General features: G+C 43.4%; 20 protein-coding genes. 13 read left to right on the top strand and 7 right to left on the bottom strand.

The window, feature by feature from the left end:
* The first annotated feature begins 31 nt into the window (after nt 1–31).
* From AWV70_RS00270 to AWV70_RS00215, 11 genes are all read left to right on the top strand, one after another.
* Nucleotides 32–472: a cytidine deaminase gene (locus AWV70_RS00270; protein WP_060203115.1), complete on the top strand. Its 441-nt coding sequence runs from the start codon at nt 32–34 to the stop codon at nt 470–472.
* A gap of 6 nt (nt 473–478) precedes the next feature.
* Nucleotides 479–1,006 carry a GrpB family protein gene (locus AWV70_RS00265; RefSeq protein WP_060203113.1) on the top strand — a complete coding sequence of 176 codons (528 nt, stop codon included), beginning with the start codon at nt 479–481 and terminating at the stop codon, nt 1,004–1,006.
* 7 nt (nt 1,007–1,013) lie between these two features.
* Nucleotides 1,014–2,318 carry an acyl-CoA thioesterase/bile acid-CoA:amino acid N-acyltransferase family protein gene (locus tag AWV70_RS00260; protein ID WP_060203111.1) on the top strand — a complete coding sequence of 435 codons (1,305 nt, stop codon included), beginning with the start codon at nt 1,014–1,016 and terminating at the stop codon, nt 2,316–2,318.
* A complete protein-coding gene (locus tag AWV70_RS00255; RefSeq protein WP_060203108.1) occupies nt 2,299–2,811 on the top strand; it encodes a D-glycero-alpha-D-manno-heptose-1,7-bisphosphate 7-phosphatase in 513 nt (170 codons plus the stop codon). Before AWV70_RS00260 ends, AWV70_RS00255 begins: the two co-directional genes overlap by 20 nt.
* Nucleotides 2,812–2,841: 30 nt before the next feature.
* Nucleotides 2,842–3,345 carry a hypothetical protein gene (locus tag AWV70_RS00250; RefSeq protein ID WP_060203188.1) on the top strand — a complete coding sequence of 168 codons (504 nt, stop codon included), beginning with the start codon at nt 2,842–2,844 and terminating at the stop codon, nt 3,343–3,345.
* Nucleotides 3,346–3,392: 47 nt separating this feature from the next.
* Complete coding sequence (locus tag AWV70_RS00245) at nt 3,393–3,914, top strand: cysteine hydrolase family protein (protein ID WP_060203106.1); 522 nt, start codon at nt 3,393–3,395, stop codon at nt 3,912–3,914.
* Between the two features lie 65 nt (nt 3,915–3,979).
* The gene (locus tag AWV70_RS00240) at nt 3,980–4,750 is read left to right on the top strand and encodes a class I SAM-dependent methyltransferase (protein WP_060203104.1); all 771 of its coding nucleotides are present in this window, start codon (nt 3,980–3,982) and stop codon (nt 4,748–4,750) included.
* Nucleotides 4,751–5,170: 420 nt separating this feature from the next.
* A complete protein-coding gene (locus AWV70_RS00230; protein ID WP_060203099.1) occupies nt 5,171–6,742 on the top strand; it encodes a spore germination protein in 1,572 nt (523 codons plus the stop codon).
* A gap of 3 nt (nt 6,743–6,745) precedes the next feature.
* The gene (locus AWV70_RS00225; RefSeq protein WP_060203097.1) at nt 6,746–7,957 is read left to right on the top strand and encodes a Ger(x)C family spore germination protein; all 1,212 of its coding nucleotides are present in this window, start codon (nt 6,746–6,748) and stop codon (nt 7,955–7,957) included.
* The gene (locus AWV70_RS00220; protein ID WP_414714809.1) at nt 7,954–8,184 is read left to right on the top strand and encodes a hypothetical protein; all 231 of its coding nucleotides are present in this window, start codon (nt 7,954–7,956) and stop codon (nt 8,182–8,184) included. The genes AWV70_RS00225 and AWV70_RS00220 overlap by 4 nt, the downstream gene beginning before the upstream one ends.
* A gap of 47 nt (nt 8,185–8,231) precedes the next feature.
* Nucleotides 8,232–9,320, top strand: a complete 1,089-nt coding sequence (locus tag AWV70_RS00215) for a GerAB/ArcD/ProY family transporter (RefSeq protein WP_268776832.1) — start codon at nt 8,232–8,234, stop codon at nt 9,318–9,320.
* Between the two features lie 82 nt (nt 9,321–9,402).
* Here AWV70_RS00215 and AWV70_RS24080 read toward each other — a convergent pair whose 3' ends face one another.
* From AWV70_RS24080 to AWV70_RS00200, 5 genes are read right to left on the bottom strand one after another with little or no spacing between them, the layout of a single operon-like run.
* A complete protein-coding gene (locus AWV70_RS24080; protein WP_201024290.1) occupies nt 9,403–9,579 on the bottom strand; it encodes a hypothetical protein in 177 nt (58 codons plus the stop codon).
* Nucleotides 9,580–9,615: 36 nt separating this feature from the next.
* Nucleotides 9,616–10,101 (bottom strand): SRPBCC family protein, encoded by a 486-nt coding sequence (locus tag AWV70_RS00210; protein WP_060203093.1) that lies wholly within the window; start codon nt 10,099–10,101, stop codon nt 9,616–9,618.
* 25 nt (nt 10,102–10,126) lie between these two features.
* Nucleotides 10,127–10,600, bottom strand: coding sequence for a LytR/AlgR family response regulator transcription factor (locus tag AWV70_RS25220; protein ID WP_306464348.1), 474 nt, complete (start codon nt 10,598–10,600; stop codon nt 10,127–10,129).
* Nucleotides 10,578–10,877, bottom strand: coding sequence for a response regulator (locus tag AWV70_RS25215; protein ID WP_306464347.1), 300 nt, complete (start codon nt 10,875–10,877; stop codon nt 10,578–10,580). The genes AWV70_RS25220 and AWV70_RS25215 overlap by 23 nt, the downstream gene beginning before the upstream one ends.
* Before the next feature lies 1 nt (nt 10,878).
* A complete protein-coding gene (locus AWV70_RS00200) occupies nt 10,879–12,150 on the bottom strand; it encodes a sensor histidine kinase (RefSeq protein ID WP_060203091.1) in 1,272 nt (423 codons plus the stop codon).
* Between the two features lie 140 nt (nt 12,151–12,290).
* Between AWV70_RS00200 and ccsB the strand changes: the two genes are divergently transcribed.
* A complete protein-coding gene (ccsB, locus tag AWV70_RS00195; protein WP_060203088.1) occupies nt 12,291–13,463 on the top strand; it encodes a c-type cytochrome biogenesis protein CcsB in 1,173 nt (390 codons plus the stop codon).
* Between the two features lie 80 nt (nt 13,464–13,543).
* Here the strand turns inward: ccsB and AWV70_RS00190 are convergent, their stop codons facing one another.
* Nucleotides 13,544–15,064 (bottom strand): CoA-acylating methylmalonate-semialdehyde dehydrogenase, encoded by a 1,521-nt coding sequence (locus AWV70_RS00190; RefSeq protein WP_060203087.1) that lies wholly within the window; start codon nt 15,062–15,064, stop codon nt 13,544–13,546.
* Nucleotides 15,065–16,435 carry an aspartate aminotransferase family protein gene (locus AWV70_RS00185; protein WP_060203085.1) on the bottom strand — a complete coding sequence of 457 codons (1,371 nt, stop codon included), beginning with the start codon at nt 16,433–16,435 and terminating at the stop codon, nt 15,065–15,067.
* Between the two features lie 222 nt (nt 16,436–16,657).
* On the opposite strand from AWV70_RS00185, the gene AWV70_RS00180 reads away from it, so the two are divergent.
* A complete protein-coding gene (locus AWV70_RS00180; RefSeq protein ID WP_060203083.1) occupies nt 16,658–17,896 on the top strand; it encodes a Zn-dependent hydrolase in 1,239 nt (412 codons plus the stop codon).
* The last annotated feature ends 61 nt before the right edge of the window (nt 17,897–17,957 follow it).

Below are 17,957 nucleotides of genomic sequence, written 5' to 3'. Positions count from 1 at the left end.
GGTTTATATTGAATGGATAGGTGGAGTTTATATGAGTTTTGAAAAAGCATTATATGATGCGGCTGTTGAATTGATTAAGAAACGATATCCTACAGGCTGGGGCGGAGCAGCGGCTATGGGCTTGGAGGATGGAACGATTTTAACAAGTGTTGCTCCGGAAGTTATAAACGCATCGACGGAATTGTGCATGGAAACGGGTTCGATTTTGGAGGCGCATAAATTGAATAAAAGGATTACGCATTCCATATGCGTAGTCCGGGACGATGAAATGTCCGAATTTAAAGTGCTGTCTCCATGCGGTGTATGTCAAGAGCGTCTATTCTATTGGGGTCCGAATGTAAAAGTGGCAGTCACTTTGCCTGGGCCGGAATTGACGTTCAAAAAGCTGTCCGATGTCCAGCCGTATCATTGGACTGCTGCTTACAAGGAATACGAGGAGATGTGGAATGAAAAGAGTAGTAAAAATTGGTGACGCGCTGTGCGCAGAGTAGATGTTGTACCTTTTTCCGAGAGATGGAGACTTGATTTTGAAAAGGAAGCGGAAGTATTGGGCGAGACTTTTGGTGTGGAAATAATCGAAATCCACCATATCGGCAGCACATCCGTACACGGGTTGTCGGCAAAACCGATCATCGATATCATGCCTGTCGTGAAAGATATTTCGCAAATCGATCAGTATAACGCAAGTATGTCCGTAATTGGGTATGAAGCGAAGGGGGAGAATGGCATTCCAGGTCGCCGCTATTTTCAAAAAGGCGGGGACGACCGGACGCATCATGTTCATATTTACGAGAATGGCTCTCCGGAAATTGATCGACATCTTGCATTTCGCGACTTCCTGCGTGCGCATCCCGAGAAGGCGAAGGCATATGGGGATTTGAAAGAGAAGCTAGCGCAGCAATTTCCTTATGATATTGAATCGTACATAAAAGGGAAAGAGCAGCTTGCATCAGAGATTGAAAGGGAAGCAATCGTCTGGTATCGGGAAACGACGGGGAAGGGATGAAACGTTGATGGAAAAGCCTCAATTACAAATTCACATGGACTCACCATTGATTGACCGGGCAGTTGGCATCCGGGTGACAGGGCTTAGTGGCGGGCAGAAGGTGACTGTGAGATTTCAACGAAAGTCATATTGGGGGACTACAATTTATTTGATGGAATCCCATGGGACATTTATAGCGGATGAAGATGGTGTCGTCGACCTACAGAAAGCTTGTCTAATTGAAGGTACATATGAAGGCGTCGATGGGATGGGTCTGTTCTGGTCTTTGCAGGTAAAACGTACAGAAGAAAACTCCGAGGAAGTCTTTACTAAACTACAACCCCAATCCCTAACGATTTTGCTCGAAAGTGATGGAAAGGTGATCGACACGAAAATCATCACACGCAAGTGGATCGATGATGACGTGATAAGAACCCCTGTGAATGAAAAAGGGGTGGTGGGCACATTTTTTCATATGGGCAATTCCTTGCCGAGACCTACGATCATTGTCGTCGGTGGATCGGAAGGTGGGATTTATGAATTTCCCGCCTCTTTGCTAGCCTCCCATGGATTCAATGTACTTGCTTTAGGATATTGGGGACAAGAGCCCCTTCCTAAACAACTTGTTGAAATACCACTTGAGTATATAGAAGGCGCAATTCAGTGGCTGAAGGCTCGTCCTGATGTCGCCAAGGGGTGGCTAGGAATGCATGGAACGTCTAAAGGTGGAGAACTTGCTTTACTAGCAGCAACCTATTTTGAAGACATAACGGCAGTTGTTTCATTAAGCGGCCCACCTGTCGTGTGCTGCGGCATTGTTCCATGGACGGAGCAAAAAGAATTGCCTCCAGCATGGACCTTTCGAGGCAAAGCAATTCCGTATGCACGACCAGACAATTCGGTTGAAGTTTCGAATGCCTGTCGTGCTATGCGGCAAGCGGGGGAGAATCCGCTTCGCATCTGGTACGAGTATCTAACTTCAGATCCTCAAATAACGGAGCAGGCGACCATTCCCGTTGAAAAGATCAATGGATCGATATTATTGATTTCCGGAACGGACGATGCTTGTTTCGATTCCGTGCGGTTGAATGAAAGGGCAATGGAAAGGCTTCGCCAGTATAATTTTAATAATGAATACAATCATCTCGTATACGAAGGGGCGGGGCATGAGGTTGGAATTCCTTTCATTCCTGTATCGGCCAGTCTATTCACCGGCGGGAATAAATATGATATCGCCCAAGCGAGCAGGGATTCGTGGCAAAAGACGATTGAATTCTTTTGGAGAAGTGTCAAATGTGAACGGGGGTTTGAAGTTGAAGATCGCATTTTTTGATAGGGATGGGACAATTATAAAAGACTATCTTGATGAGGAATGGTCCACTATTACGCATCCCGAATTTCTTCCAGGTTCGATTGAAGCGTTACAGCAGCTTCTGGAACGTGGGTTCAAAATTATTATCATTACGAATCAATATTTGATTAGCGAAGGTTATATTTCATTGCAGCAATATGAAGAGTTTAATAGAAGAATGTTGGATGAATTGACCAGATATGATGCAGCTATTTTAGATGTTTTCTACTGTCCGCATGGTCGGCAGGAAGGCTGCAATTGCTGCAAGCCACAAACGGGGATGGTTCAGAATGCAATTGAAAAGTACCCAACGATAGAATTGGATGAATCCTTTATCATAGGCGACTCGATTGTTGATATGGAACTAGCTATACAAATGAATATGGTTGGTTTTGGTATCAACGTGGCAGTACCGGATGAGGCTACTAACATTTACAGCATTAAAGAAACTATTGAAGTACTACAGTTTGTATAGTTTATTAAACCTAGGAACGGAATGTGGAAAATGAAAATCTTCATCATGGGCATCGTGGCAAGTGGGAAAACGACATACGCAAAGGAATTATCGAAGCAAATGAGTTTGCTTTTTGTTGAATTGGATTCGGTCGTTTACTATAACGTGGATGGCGTGCGGATCAAGCGGACTCCTGAAGAGCAAGTGCAAATCATTCATGAAATGGATGCAAAGGGGAACTGGATTGCAGAAGGTGTATACCGCCCGTCCTATCACCTCCTTTTGGGTATGGCCGACGTCATCATTTGGCTAGATCCGCCTTTATGGAAGCGGAAAATCCGGATTTTGAGCAGGCATGTGAAGCAAGTAATTGGAGTGGAAGAATGTGCGTATAAACCGGATTTTCAAATGCTTCGGAATATGTATAAATGGACAAAGCACTTTGAAGGGCAACGGGAAGAGTTGAATGGGATTTTTCATCCTTATTTGGATAAGTTAATAATTGTTCGGGATGATCCGGCCAATAATCGAGCACTTTCGAAGATTATTTACTAATAGATTTAAAATATAGTACCGATAATATTACGAAATATGGGTGTATTATGAGTAATGGTTTACTAATCATTGATGTGCAAAAAGGGATGTTTCAAGAAGGAGATACTGTGTTTAAGGGAGATAAGCTGATTTCCACTTTACAAGGAGTAATAAAGAAGGCACGTGCATCCAGCACGCCTATATTATACATACAACATAATGCTCCAGTGGGAAAACCTTTGGAATATGGTAGCGAAGGCTGGGAAATACACGCTGAAATAGCGCCTCATCTAGGCGACGTGATCATCCAAAAAGCAACTCCTGACTCATTCTTGAATACAACATTGGAAGAAGAACTGCATAAGAAAGGGATAAAACATATTTATATTGCGGGCATTCAAACGGAAGCATGTGTTGATACGACTTGTCGCAGGGCGTTTAGTATGGGTTATAAGGTAACTTTGTTATCAGACTCTCACAGCACTTGGAGCTCCAGTGAAATTTCAGCTCAACAAATTATTAACCATCATAATGGCGTATTAAGGTGGTTTGCGGATGTTTATCCATCTAAAGAAGTAGAATTCAGATAAAAAGAAGAATTATATCGTATGACAGCAATAAATTGTAAGAATAAAAAAGGGAATGAGAAGGTTTTATGAACCAAAACATCTTTGAACAAAACTTAGAGAAATATGCTGATCCCGAAATGTACGATTATTTGTATGAAGGGTATCAAAAGGATCTGAACATCATTTTAAAATGGGCGAGCCAGAGTAAAACGATACTTGAGTTAGCTTGCGGTACAGGCAGATTGACGATTCCAATGGCGAAACGCGGATTCCAAATAGTTGGAGTGGACTTGCATGAAGGCATGTTGGAAAGAGCAAAACAGAAAGCCGAAAAAGCGGAAGTGAGTATTGAATTTGTGCAGCAAGATTGTACAAAATTGAACTTGCCGATAAAAAGTTCGCTCGCTTTCATGACGGGAAATTCCTTTCAACATTTTCTAACGAATGAAGCGCAGGACGCTTTATTCCAGTCTGTCCGAAAGCACTTGGTGGATGGTGGAATTTTCATTTTCGATACGCGAAATCCGGTGTTGCAGGAGCTTTCTACTGTCGATGAGTACGAGGAAAAGTACGTCGATAAAAATGGCAATCAGGTGATAGAAAGCCATCGTGATATGTATGATCATTTGACGCAGATCTTGGATTGCCGGACGCATCGCAGAATTTATCGGGACGATACGTTAATCGCGGAGGAGCAGGATGGAATTTCTCTCCGTTATTCATTTCCAAAAGAAATGGAACGTTTAGTAGCCGCAAGTGGCTTCGAAATAGTGAAAGTGTATGGCGATTGGGAAGAGAATGAATTGCACACGGAGAGCGTTTCGATGGTGTATGTATGCAGGGTGAAAACGGAATAAAGCTAAAGAGAAGCCATTTCTGAATTCGATCAGACATGGCTTTCTAAACTTAGCCTTTGTATTTATCCTTCTTGTCCGTTTCCCGATGATTGGTCGTCATCGATTCATTCTTGGGTTGAAGATTACCCAGCTCAGCCAACTCTAATAATTCTATTACTATTATGTAGGTAGCTCCCATCGTCCATACTGAATGCAAAAAGCGCGCATGAACTGTGCGCTTTTTTTGATGGTTAAATGCCGAGTCGGTGGTTATGCCGTCCAAGTCGGTCGTAAAGTGCCGAGAGTCGGTGGTAAAGCCGCCCAAGCCGGTGGTAAACTCTCGCATCGGTACCTGGTACCTTTTGCAATCTGAAGTATAGAAACTCACAAGTAAGTGAAAAGTAGCAACAGTGGAATATAAAAAAGGGGGGAGATGCTGGCTTGATTCGGAATAGTAAGAAGCTATTGAAGAATAAAGGTCCAAAACAGCAGTCAGTTACAGACCAAAATACCAAGTCGCAGGAAACCCTACAAAAAGATTTTCAGCAAAACGTCAATATGTTTCGCTCCATTTATCTGGATTGTTCAGACGTTATTTTTAGGTCATTCCGCATTTTTGGACAGATGGACGCAATGATTATATACATTGAGGGACTTACTGATACAGATCTGCTTGACTGGAATGTTTTATCCCCTTTGATGAAAATGGAGGCAGATGAGGCTGAGCCGCCGGGGATTGATTGGATCAAAAACCATTTATCCATATCCGATACAAAGAAAGTGAATCTAGTGGCGGATTGCATTGAATCCATTTCTGCGGGCCGTCCAATTCTGTTGTTGGAAGGGGAACTCTATGCCCTTTCTTTCGGTTTGACGAAGTTTGAAAAAAGAAGCATAGATGAGCCTGAAGCTGAAAAAGTGATCCGGGGACCTCGCGGAGGATTTATTGAATCCCTTCAGGTGAATACGTCGTTGTTGCGACGCATTATTAAAAGTCCTGCCATGAAAATCAAAACGATGACGATTGGTGAATATTCAAAGACGAGTGTATCCCTTATCTATATCGAAGGAATTGTTTCTCCACCACTTATAGAGGAAATGGAAAGTCGTTTGAAACGAATAAAAATTGATGGTGTGTTAGAAAGTGAATACATTGAGGAAATGATCGAGGATAATCCGTATTCACCTTTCCCTCAATTTTTGTCAACGGAGCGGCCGGATGTCGTCAGTGCGAGTTTACTGGAAGGCCGGGCAGCTATTTTGACAGATGGGACACCCTTTGCCTTGATTGCCCCTGTTTCTTTTTTTACTATGCTTCAAGCACCTGATGATTATTATGACCGCTATATTATTCGCACATTGATCCGTTGGTTGCGATTTGTTTTCCTTTTCGCCGCTCTTGTGTTTCCGGCACTATACGTAGCCATAACGACTTTCCATCAAGAGATGATACCGGACGCCTTGCTGATTAGCATTGCAGCCGCAAGGGAAAACGTTCCTTTTCCCGCTTTCGTAGAAGTGTTACTTATGGAATTGATGTTGGAGGCGCTGCGCGAAGCAGGTGTAAGGCTACCGAATCAAGTGGGTTCCGCAGTTAGTATTGTCGGTGCCCTCGTCATTGGCCAAGCATCAGTTCAGGCGGGATTGGTTTCAGCCCCAATGGTAATTGTAGTGGCGACAACGGGAATTGCGTCTTTCATGATTCCGCGCTATATGTTTGGTTATTCAATTCGAATGCTTCGTTTTCCATTGATCATACTGGCAAGCGTGTCTGGATTGCTAGGTATTATGCTTGGTATTTTAGCTATTGTGATTCATTTAAGTGGATTAAGATCATTTGGAGCGCCTTATTTGGGGCCGCTCGCGCCACTGAAAACGAGCGATTTGAAGGATGTCCTGTGGAGAGCGCCTATGTGGAAGATGGATACGCGTCCCCATTTCAACAAAGAAACCAATATAAATCGACAAGCTCCTCACCAGGAGCCGGGTCCGGAACGAGGGGGAAGGGACTGAAGGATGATGATTAAAGTCATTCATAGAACAAAACACACGCTGTTAAAAAACGTGCTCCTATTCTCGGCCATTTTCGTACCGTTCCTGTTTGTGAGCGGTTGTGGAGACAGGATAGAAATTAATGATTTAGCCATTGTCACGGCAGCCGCAATCGATAAAAGTGATAATGGCCAAGTGGAATTGGCAATTGAAATCGTCGTTCCAAAATCGATTGGCAGTAGTCAGGGAGCAAGGGGCGGCGATGGGGGGCAAGCGACCACGGTCAGGTCCAAAAAAGGTGATAATCTGTCCGATGCCCTATCCAAGCTACAAGCCGACTTGCCCCGAAAGGTCTTCTGGGGATCTTGCAAAGTGTTTATATTCGGTGAGGGGATTGCAAAGGATGGGATTCAAGATCATTTGGACTTTCTTGTCCGCGACCCGCTGCCGAGAGAACGTGCCTATGTTTTCGTAAGTGAAGGCGAGGCAAAACCGTTCATAAGACATGAGGTTCCAATAGAACGAAATCCGGCGGAAATGATTCGTGAAATAACTGTGAGGGGTTCAGTGATTGGCGTCACCTTGATGGAACTGGATGAAATGATGGCAAATGAAGACTACAGTGCCAATCTTCCATACCTAACGATAAAAGAGGAAGAGACAAGTGATGGCACACTATCTGAACTGCCAAACATTAATGGAACCGCGATGTTCAGAAAAGATAAAATGGTTGGTGTTCTGACCGAATCGACAACAAGAGGATTGCTTTGGTTAAAAGACAGGATTAAGGAAGCTACGATAAATATGACCCCCGAAAATGTAACAGGTGACATATCCATGACCCAGATAAAATCTAAGGTGAATTTGACACCGAAGATTTCCGGCGGAGAATGGATTATGATGATCAAGGTAAAAACGGAAGGGGTTGTTGTGCAGAATAGCACGGTTTTGAATTTGGATGATCCCAAACAAGTAAAGTTAATCGAGAAAGCCTTTGGGAAACAAATCGAGAATCGTATGAGAAAAGCGATTGAAGAATCACAGGGCATGAAAGTAGATGCCGCTCACTTTGGGAAAGAGTTTCATCGGAAATATCCAAAGCAATGGAAGAAAGTCAAGAATCACTGGGAAGAGGAAGTATTCCCGGAAGTGAAAGTGGAATTTGTCATTGATGCCCATATTCGCAGTCGGGGATTTGTCGATAAGTCAATAAGGGAAAGGGGGAGTGGAAAGTGATGTGGGGTACCTTCTTTGCTACCATGCTCATTGTGATGACCATTGTTTTTTTACAGTGGCCGAAAATGAAAACAAATCCTAAAAAAGATAAAACAGCTTTTATTGTACTCCTTGTCATTGGCCTTCTATTATCCATGCTTGACCTTCAGTATATGAAAGGGCCAACTTCAGTAAGACAGTTTCTATTTAAACCATTCGTAGAGTATATGCAGAAATACCTTTTTTAATCTTGCGAAAGGAAGTGGTAATAATAGAGAAGGGGAAAATTTCAGCTTTGCAAATGTCGATGCTACTGTATCTTACCATTATTGCCACTGGCATCATTACGTTGCCTGCCATCACGGCTAAATATGCGGGAAATGATCTTTGGATATCACCTATCATTGCTTCTTTAGCAGGTTTTTTGATTGTTTTTATTGCTGTGAAGCTTCACAATCTCTACCCCAGGAAAACGGTCATGCAATACAGTGAAGATATCATAGGCCGGATACCCGGAAAAGTGATTGGTTTTTTTGTCCTATTTTTCTATATGGAGATTACAGGAAACGTAATCAGGTCTTATAGTGAGTTCATTCTTACATCTTTTTTATTCCGTACACCGCTAATTTTCGTCATTGCCTCTATGCTAATTCTTTGTGCATTCTGTATATACGGGCGTCTGGAAGTACTGGCAAGATGCGCTCAATTTCTTTTTCCAGTATTTATACTCCCTTTGTTTTTTTCTATCGCTTTCCTGGCAAGAGACTTTCAATTTGGCAACATACTTCCGGTACTGGAAAACGGAATCATGCCCCCCCTAAAAGCGGCAATCCCACCTTCGGGATGGTTCGGGGAGATTTTTGTAATTGCATTTCTGCTTCCTTATTTGGCAGATGGGAAGAAAGGCATGAAATTTGGCATACTTTCCGTCTTGGGCGCGATGTTGACGCTTATGATCGTTAATCTAGCTGCCCTTTTTGTGTTAGGCATGGCAATATCCAACAAAACCTATCCGCTCATGAATGTGATCCGATACGCTAGTCTCGGTTCGTTTTTCGAGAACATAGAGGCAGTCATCATGGCGGTTTGGATTGTCGGTGCTTTTGTCAAAATATCCGTTTTGTATTACGTACTCACCCTAGGAACGGCCCAATGGTTGAACCTCTCTGATTACCGTCCCGTCGTTTGGCCGATTGGAATATTGTTGGTTCAATTTACTTATTGGGGAGTGCCGAGTGAGATGGCACTTGGCCGCTCCGACGCTACTGATTTCCCGCTGTATTCATTCTTCATTCAACTATCACTCCCGCTGTTCCTTTTGGTCATTGCCCTCATGAGGAATAAATATAAAAAGAAAAAAGTTGGTAAACCGGTGCAAACATAGGCAATTGGTTCCTGGTGGTTTGAATGCCCCCTAAAAAACAAAAGCCATGTCTGAATTCACACACAGACATGGCTTTCTATACTCAGCCTTTGTATTTATCCCTCTCGGCCGTCTCCCGATGGTTCGGCGTCATCGGCTCCTGTTTCGGCTGGAGATTGCCAAGCTCAGCCAATTCCATCGAAATCTCCTCTTTTACTTCTTGTCGATTTCCCGGCGGTTTCGGATTGGAATATAGATTGCTGTGCGCGCCTTGTTTCATTACGAAAACCTCCCATATCATTTTGCATTTGCGCTCTTAATATGGTCTAGTTTGCTCGTTTTGATGTGCCTGATTTCTTTCAGCAATCTTCTTCAATTCATTCGCCCGATCGACAATGAAATTCCGCATATACCTTTCTAAAAACAGCCGATCAGCTATTTTACCTATGACTCCAAAAGGGGATTGATACGAAAAGGTATCTTTCATAACCGTTCCCGCATCGCTTTCAATGAATTCATGTGTGTGCGTAAATGAGTGGAATGCGCCTTTCACCATGACATCAGTGAAATGATAAGGTCGATTCATCTCGATAATCTTCGCAGTCAATTTCTGTTTAATTCCCAAATGAATGGCTTCCCAAGTGACCGTATCACCGTTTTCCATGAGTCCAGTCGTCACTCCGGCGATGGCTCTTTCCTTCGTCTTTGCCGTTGTTTCCGTGTGGACGTCTACATCTCTGGTAAGGTCAAAGCAAATATGGATCGGTGCATTTATCGTAATTTCATATTCAATTATTGGCATAGTTTCCTCCCTCGGCACTCCTGATTTACTGTTTTATTGACTGCAAATCCATTAATCTCCGTTGCAACTCCCGTAGCTGGCGGAATGAAATAATGCACTCAGCCCCGTTTGCCATTTTTGCTAACCGTTCTTTCTTATTGACCTCTTTTACATGCCGGAGGTTGATCAAATAACTTTTATGGCAACGGAAAAATGACGGGTCTACATCTTCAAAATCTATGAGTTTGCCATAGAATTCATAGTACCCATTTCTTTCGTGAAGTGCGAGCTTATGTGGGATTGACGAGCTTTCAATAAAAAAAATGTCTTGCATAGCGATGTTTTTAATGCGCTCGCCAATTGCAATTTGAACCAATGCGGGTTGCTCGATCTCACCTAGCTGTTTGTATTTTTTAAATGCAGCTTGCAATGCCTCCCGCACTTGTGAAGCGATTTGCTCGGGTGTTTCCTTCACGATGAAATCGAGCGCTGCAAGTTTATATGTAAATGTCAGCTTCAATTGATCTGCGTGTGAGGTTATAAAAGATGATTGTGGCCAAAGGATCCATTCTGCGGATTTCCATAGCCATCTCCATTCCGGTTACTGGATGATTGAGCTCGATATCTAAGAAATAACAATCCACTTCTTCGCTTGCCAAGTAGGTGAATACCTCATCGGGTGTTCTTGTACATAAAACAACTTCTATGCTCGGTTCATGAAAGCTGGCATAGTTCATAATTTCTTTGTGCAAAAATTGTTGCTGACGTATATCATCTTCACATATGATGACTCGCATGTTAGTTTGCCCCCTCAATAACGATTTCATGAATCATCCATCGATTTTCAGTCCGTGAGTTGAACATGATTGACGGGTAGCTTGATAAGATATCCCTAACGGTAGGCAAGCCTCTCCCTCTATCATTCCCTTTCGTCGAATACCCTTCCTCAAATAATCGCTCGAATTCTATATCGCAGGCTAAGCGATTTTCAATCACAATCACAAGTTTGTTGGAGACAGTAAGGAAAGCCAAGTTGATACAAGGATCTTCCATGGAAACAGATGCTTCAATTGCATTATCTATCAATATCCCTAAAACACGTGATAAATGGATCTTATCCATAGGGATTTCCTCAATCGTCTCAGGTACTTCGACATTGACAGGTATTCCAAATTTGTCGGCGAATAAAATCTTCGTTGCGATGACCCCTTTTATTTCAAGTAGCTTTAATCGATCAAGTTGGCTGAATACCTGGTTTTTAAAAAGGGTGCGCTGTTCGACCTTTACGATTTCTTCATGAAAATAGTGACGAAGTCCTTCCATATCTTCGTGTTCAATATAACCACGCAAGGATAAAAGGATATTTGCATAGTCATGGCGAAACGTCTGCATGTCACGATTAACTTGTTCTAAAGCTTGCATATAATCCGTGAATTGTTGCTGTTCGACCATTTTTTCATGCAAACGGTTTTCCTTGCCGATTGTATGTAAAAGAATATTGACGAGGCCCACCATAATTAAAAAATAAAAAAACAAGAGTAGCAGTGTCATCACCGAAACTTCCAACCCGTTTCCGATAGGTACGAAAACCATTGCATAAAAAACGAAAAAAGTGATGCTTACAATTAAGATGAGGACGATACGGGATTGGATGGACAATCGGATACTTTCCTTATAGTGAAGTAAAAGTCTTTTATATAACACAACGACAAATGTGACCTGCATAATGATCAGACTTCCATGAATAAAAAGCGATAAATTCAACGTCTCGACAAAAAGCAACGCTGTATATTCAGCTAGAATGCTTATGATATGGATGACGACAAGGTGAACAACTACAATTTGCTGTCTCGTTAGTAAATAAAATACTCCGCTGCTGAAAAGTATGCTGCAACTCATTGGTATCCAAAGGGATTCTGGGAATTGAACCGCCAATAAAGAGACAAGCGCATTGACGAGTAAACATGCAAGGATCCGTTTTATTGTCACTTTGAGGTACATGATATAAAAAATCGATCCATAGATAATAAGGAAATTCAAAAGACTAAAAATGAAAAACGGGGTTGTCATCATGTCACCTCGTATTTTATTGATACGATAAAGATGTTTTTCAGGACGTTGAAGATAAAAAAACCTCAAACCATTTAATCAGCACTATAATGGGCATGATTGTAGCAATTGAATCGGTGTAGAAGTTGGAGGTTTTTTGAATGAAAGCAGACAGTCTCTTAGAACTGAGTAACCAATCTTTATTTTGTGCATTTATTCTATTATTGATTGCTATTATACCAGTAGGCATTGCTGTGAAATCAAAACATAGTTGGGCCGGACGGATCGGTATCGGATTATCCTATCTCTCCTTATCCCTATTGTTCCTATACTTTATTCTTAGATGGATGGCAATTGGACATGCACCTGTCAGCAATATGTATGAATTCATGACGTTTTTCGGCATCATGCTACTTGCAAGTACTCTTCTACTGTACCAAATCTACAGACAAATTGTAGTCGTCCTATTTTCAATTCCTGTTTCACTGATCATTATTGGGTTTGGAGGCGTTTTTACAAGAGAGGCATCTCCGTTGATTCCTGCTCTTCAAAGTCATTGGCTCGCCATTCACGTAATTACGGTAGCATTTTCGAGCGCTATCTTTTCCATCGCGTTCGCAACAGGGATCATTTATTTGCTCCGTGTACTGGATGTGGAGGAGAGGACGAAACATACAATATCGTTGGAATTTGTCATGTATTGCCTACTCCTAGTTGTCGGATTCACGATTAGTTCCATGGCATTTTCCGCTTTCACGGAGGAGAATCATGTTCAGTTTGAAAACAAGGTACAAAAAATAGAGCAAGTCACGTATAAAATGCCGCCTATCATCGTAAATGATGGAGCGCAAAGTGTAGAAAATGAGCAATCTATCGGATTCGTTGAAATAACAAATTCATTGGATGCCCGGAAGATCAATACTTTGCTATGGTCGTTTATTGTTGGGTCAATCCTTTATGCGCTACTTCGGTTGTTTACACGTAAAAAAGTGATTCAATTGCTAAAGCCATTTACGAATAAAGTAAACCCGACGTTAATGGATGAAATGTCATACCGAATTGTCATCATCGGCTTTCCTTTGTTCTCGTTAGGTGGACTGCTGTTTGCGATGATTTGGGCACATCTTGCATGGGGCCGCTTTTGGGGCTGGGATCCAAAGGAAGTTTGGGCGTTGATAACGTGGTTATTCTATGCGGGTATGCTGCATTTGAGGACATCCAAAGGCTGGGAAGGGAAGCGGACGGCATGGATGTCCATTATTGGCTTCGGTCTCATCGTGTTCAATCAAGTATTTGTAAACCTTGTGATCGCGGGATTGCATTCATATGCGTAGAGCTGTGTATGGCAAAGGATTTGATAGTAATAAAACAGACCCTAGGCATCTGGCCAAATGGGTCTGTTTATATTGTATCCTCAGTCGTCATTACTCGGAAAAGCAAAGGTTGACGCAGATTCGCTGTTTTCTTCAAACCACTTTTCCGAAATGATTTTGGTTTTGGTGAAGAAGCGGACATGGTCAGGCCCGAACATATGTCCCTCGCCGAATCTGGACCGTTTCCAGCCGGCAAAGTTATGGTAACCGACAGGAATGGGAATGGGCACATTTACCCCGACCATGCCGACATCAATTTCCGTTGTGAATTTGCGTGCGGCCGCCCCGTTATTTGTGAAAATTGTCACGCCGTTTCCTAGCTCATGCGCATTGATTAGTTCGATTGCTTCCTCTAAAGAATTGACCCGGACGACATTGCGGGCAGGACCAAATACTTCTTGCTCATAAACTTCCATGCCGGGTTTGACATTGTCCAGCAGAGTAGGGCCCAGATAGAAACCGTTGGAGTTTTCAGCGATGTCCGGCTTGCGGCCATCGCATACAAGTGTAGCGCCTTCCTCCAGGCTGCGGTCGATAAAGCCGATGATTACTTCCTTTGACTGCTTTGTAATTACAGGTCCGAAGTCAACCCCTGCATCTGTGTAAGGTCCCACTTTTAACTTTGCGATTTTTTCAGCCAGTACGTCTACAAGCTTATTTGCAGTTTCGTCGCCAACAGGAATGATTGTCGAAATGGCCATACAGCGTTGGGAAGCGGCCCCATAAGCCGCGCCTAAAAATGCGTTTGCTGCTTGTTCCAGATCTGCATCGGGCATGACAATCATATTGTTTTTACCGCCGCCTAAAGCCGTAACACGCTTGCCGTATTTTGAGCCGGTTTTGTAAATATACTCGGCGACTGGCGTGGATCCGACAAACGAAATGGCCTCAATGGCGGGATTTTCTAATAGTTCGTTGACCGCATCCTTGTCGCCATTGATGACTGTCCAAACACCATCGGGCAATCCCGCTTCTTTCCACAGCTCCGAAAGAAACAATGCAGAGCAGGGTACACGCTCGGAAGGCTTTAAAATGATGGAATTGCCGACTGCGACTGCCATACTTGTCATGGCAAGCGGCACCATCACTGGAAAGTTGAACGGGGCAATCGCTGCAACGACACCGAGTGGCACTTTTGCCGAATAAGCATTAATATTCCCGCCTACATTGACGGAGTACTCGCCTTTTAATAAGTGAGGGGCGTTGATAGCTAAATCTACAGATTCCAATCCGCGTGTAATTTCACCCCTTGCATCCTCGACTGTTTTCCCGCTTTCAGTACAAATGATTTCGATGAGCTCATCCATACGTGCGGTCATCAATTGACGGAACTTCATGACAATGTCAACGCGTTTGCTGACTGACAGAGCGCGCCATGCTGGAAAGGCTGCTTGGGCAGTTGCAATGGCGCCTTGCACTTCCTCTTTCGTTGCAATAGGGACATGTGCAATCACTGCACCTGTACTTGGATTGAAGACATTTGAGAACTGACCACTTGTGCCAGCTACGATTTCACCATTAATAAAGTGCCCCAGTTCTATTACCTCTGTATTCGTCACCATTCATTCATTTCCCCTTTGTGGCAGTAGTTCTTGCAATGCGCGAGTGAGTTTTTCAACGATAAAATCTTTTTCTGCCATCGAAATAATTAGTGGTGGTGCGATTGTTAACACATTGTTGAAACCTGCAACCGTGACACCATTTTTCCCGATGATTAGCCCGTTTTCTTTACATAAGGCAATGACTTTATTGACAGCAGTTACATCAAGCGGCGCTTTGCTGTTTTTGTCACTTACAAGCTCAATGCCGATCAGTAAGCCTTTCCCGCGAATGTTGCCGACATTTGCATGATCCTGTAAGCGTTCTTGCAGTTCTGCATGGAGAATTGCGCCCATTTCTTCTGAGCGGGAGAATAAATTTTCACTTTCCATGATTTCGATATTTTTGAGGGCAACCGCACAAGCCGCTGGAGAACCGCCGAATGTGTTGACGTGTCGGAAAAAGTCGTACTCCTCACTTCCAATAAAGGCCTCATAGATTTCCCGGCGCACTGCCGTAGCAGATAACGGCATATATGCGCTTGTTAAGCCTTTTGCCATGGTGACAATATCCGGCTGAATGCCATAGTTCTGGAAACCGAATGCTTTGCCTGTACGTCCGAAGCCGCAAATAACTTCATCGGCAATAAGCAATGCTCCATGCTTTTCGCAAACGGCCTTTACCCCGCGCAAATAGTCCTCATGCGGCATAATGACGCCGCCGCCCGTAATGATGGGCTCGAGAATAACGCCGGCAATCGTATCGGACATTTCCCACGTCATGACATCATCAATCGTCTGAACAGACGGCAAAGCAGTCGGCTCTGTAATATGATCTTCGTTTGCGCGGTAGGCATCTGGCGGAGCAACATGAATAAAGTTGGGTGCTAACGGTTCGTATTTATATTTGCGCTGGGCTTGCCCTGTCGCCGCTAATGCCCCCATTGTACTGCCGTGGTAGGCCCTGTAGCGGGAGATGAATTTCGTGCGATTGGTATGCCCTTTCTGTTGATGATACTGACGTGCGATCTTGAAGGCGGCTTCATTCGCCTCTGAACCGCTGTTGGAGTAAAACACAACATAATCATCACCTAATAATTCGCTAATCTTTTCGCTTAGTTGGATGGCAGGGACGTGCCCGATAGATAGGGGTGTATAAGCATTTTCCAGTAACTGATCGTAAGCGGCTTTAGCGAGTTCCTCCCGCCCGTATCCGACGTTCACACACCACAAACCGGACATGGCATCCAAGTACCGTTTCCCGTCAATGTCCGTTATCCAAGCGCCTTCCGATTTCTGAATAATTGACGTAGCATTCGGGTTGTACGGCTTCATGGCATGCCATACATATTGCTCATCTTTTACTTGCCAATTCTGACTTGTTAAGTTCGTCATGGAAATCATCACTCCTTCATTTATCTTATGCCAATAAAACCACTATTCAACTTCCTTAGAAAAACTGCGTTATACACACGGCCCCTTATTATATAAACACCATCCTCAAAATATGCGCTTGCCCATATTTGTTAGTCTTATATCCGCTTACTCCGAATACACTTACTCTATAGTTTTTTAATTGGTAGATAGTTCAATAACTATGAAAGAGAGGACTTGCATATGTATGCATGTAATAGGAATCGTTTGCAGGCATTAGTTGAACGGTTCAGTCAGTTTGGTGGCACGGCTAATGGGGGCGTAACCCGTCTGTCCCTGTCAAAAGAGGATATTTTGGCAAGAGACTGTTTTATTGAAATATGCAAAGAGCTAGGCATGGATATCAAAACAGATGATATGGGCAATATCTATGCGACGCTGCCGGGGAAAAAAGATTGTCCGCCAATCGTAATCGGATCGCATTTGGATTCTGTTGAAAAAGGCGGCAGGTTTGATGGTGTGCTAGGTATTTTAACAGGAATAGAGGCGATCCGGACGCTAAAGGATAACGACATTGAGACTGAAATTCCATTAATGCTTGTGAATTTTACGAATGAAGAAGGTGCTCGCTTCGATCCGGCGATGATGAGTTCCGGTGTCATTGCCTCCAAGTTCAGTAGAGAAAAAATGCTCAGCTCTTCCGATAAAAATGGCATTACTTTTCAAGAGGCTTTACAGGCGAGTGGCTATGAGGGGGAACAAGGAAATCGTTTGACGGAAGCCCTCGCTTATATTGAGCTGCATATTGAACAAGGACCGGTGTTAGCTGCTAAGCAGTGTGATATTGGAGTCGTTGAAGGCGTTTTAGGCATGGTGTGCTATGAGATTACCGTAACGGGTGAATCAAATCATGCAGGCACAACACCAATGTCGATGCGCAAAGACCCGATGATTGTGGCATCCCGTTTAATAGCGTCTTTGCATGAGCAGTTGGGCAAAATCGATGAAAAGCTTGTATTCACTTTTGGACGTATGCATGTGACGCCTAATATCCATACAGTTATTCCGAACGAAGTGGTATTTACGATTGATTCGCGCCATCAAAATCCAGAGGTGATGCGTCAAGTGGAGGAAGTATTGGCAGGAGTATCCTCCGAGGAAAACGGTTGCCGCGTTCAACCGGTCAAGCTATGGGGGCGGGAGACAGTGTTCTTTGATGAAGCTATTTGCGATGAAGTGGAAAAATCGTGCGCTGACTTCGGTTATTCCTCTCATAGGATGTTCAGCGGGGCGGGTCACGATGCTCAGTATATTGCGAGCTTGATCCCTTCTGCAATGATTTTTGTGCCAAGCATCGGCGGGAAAAGTCATTGCGAGGAAGAAGAAACGACATTTGAAGACTGTGCAAAGGGAGCAGACGTGTTATTGGAAACCGTGTTGGCACTGCAAACGAAGTTCAGTAGAAGCACATTAACCCAATGATGAACGTGACTCGCCATAGTAATAAACTCCGAAATCGGAAAATATATAAAACCTACAATCA

Origin of the sequence: Sporosarcina koreensis, from assembly GCF_001531445.1 — a bacterium.
GTDB lineage: Bacteria > Bacillota > Bacilli > Bacillales_A > Planococcaceae > Sporosarcina > Sporosarcina koreensis_C.
Note: the sequence above shows the minus strand (reverse complement) of the source record. Positions and strands in the feature narration are given on the sequence as shown.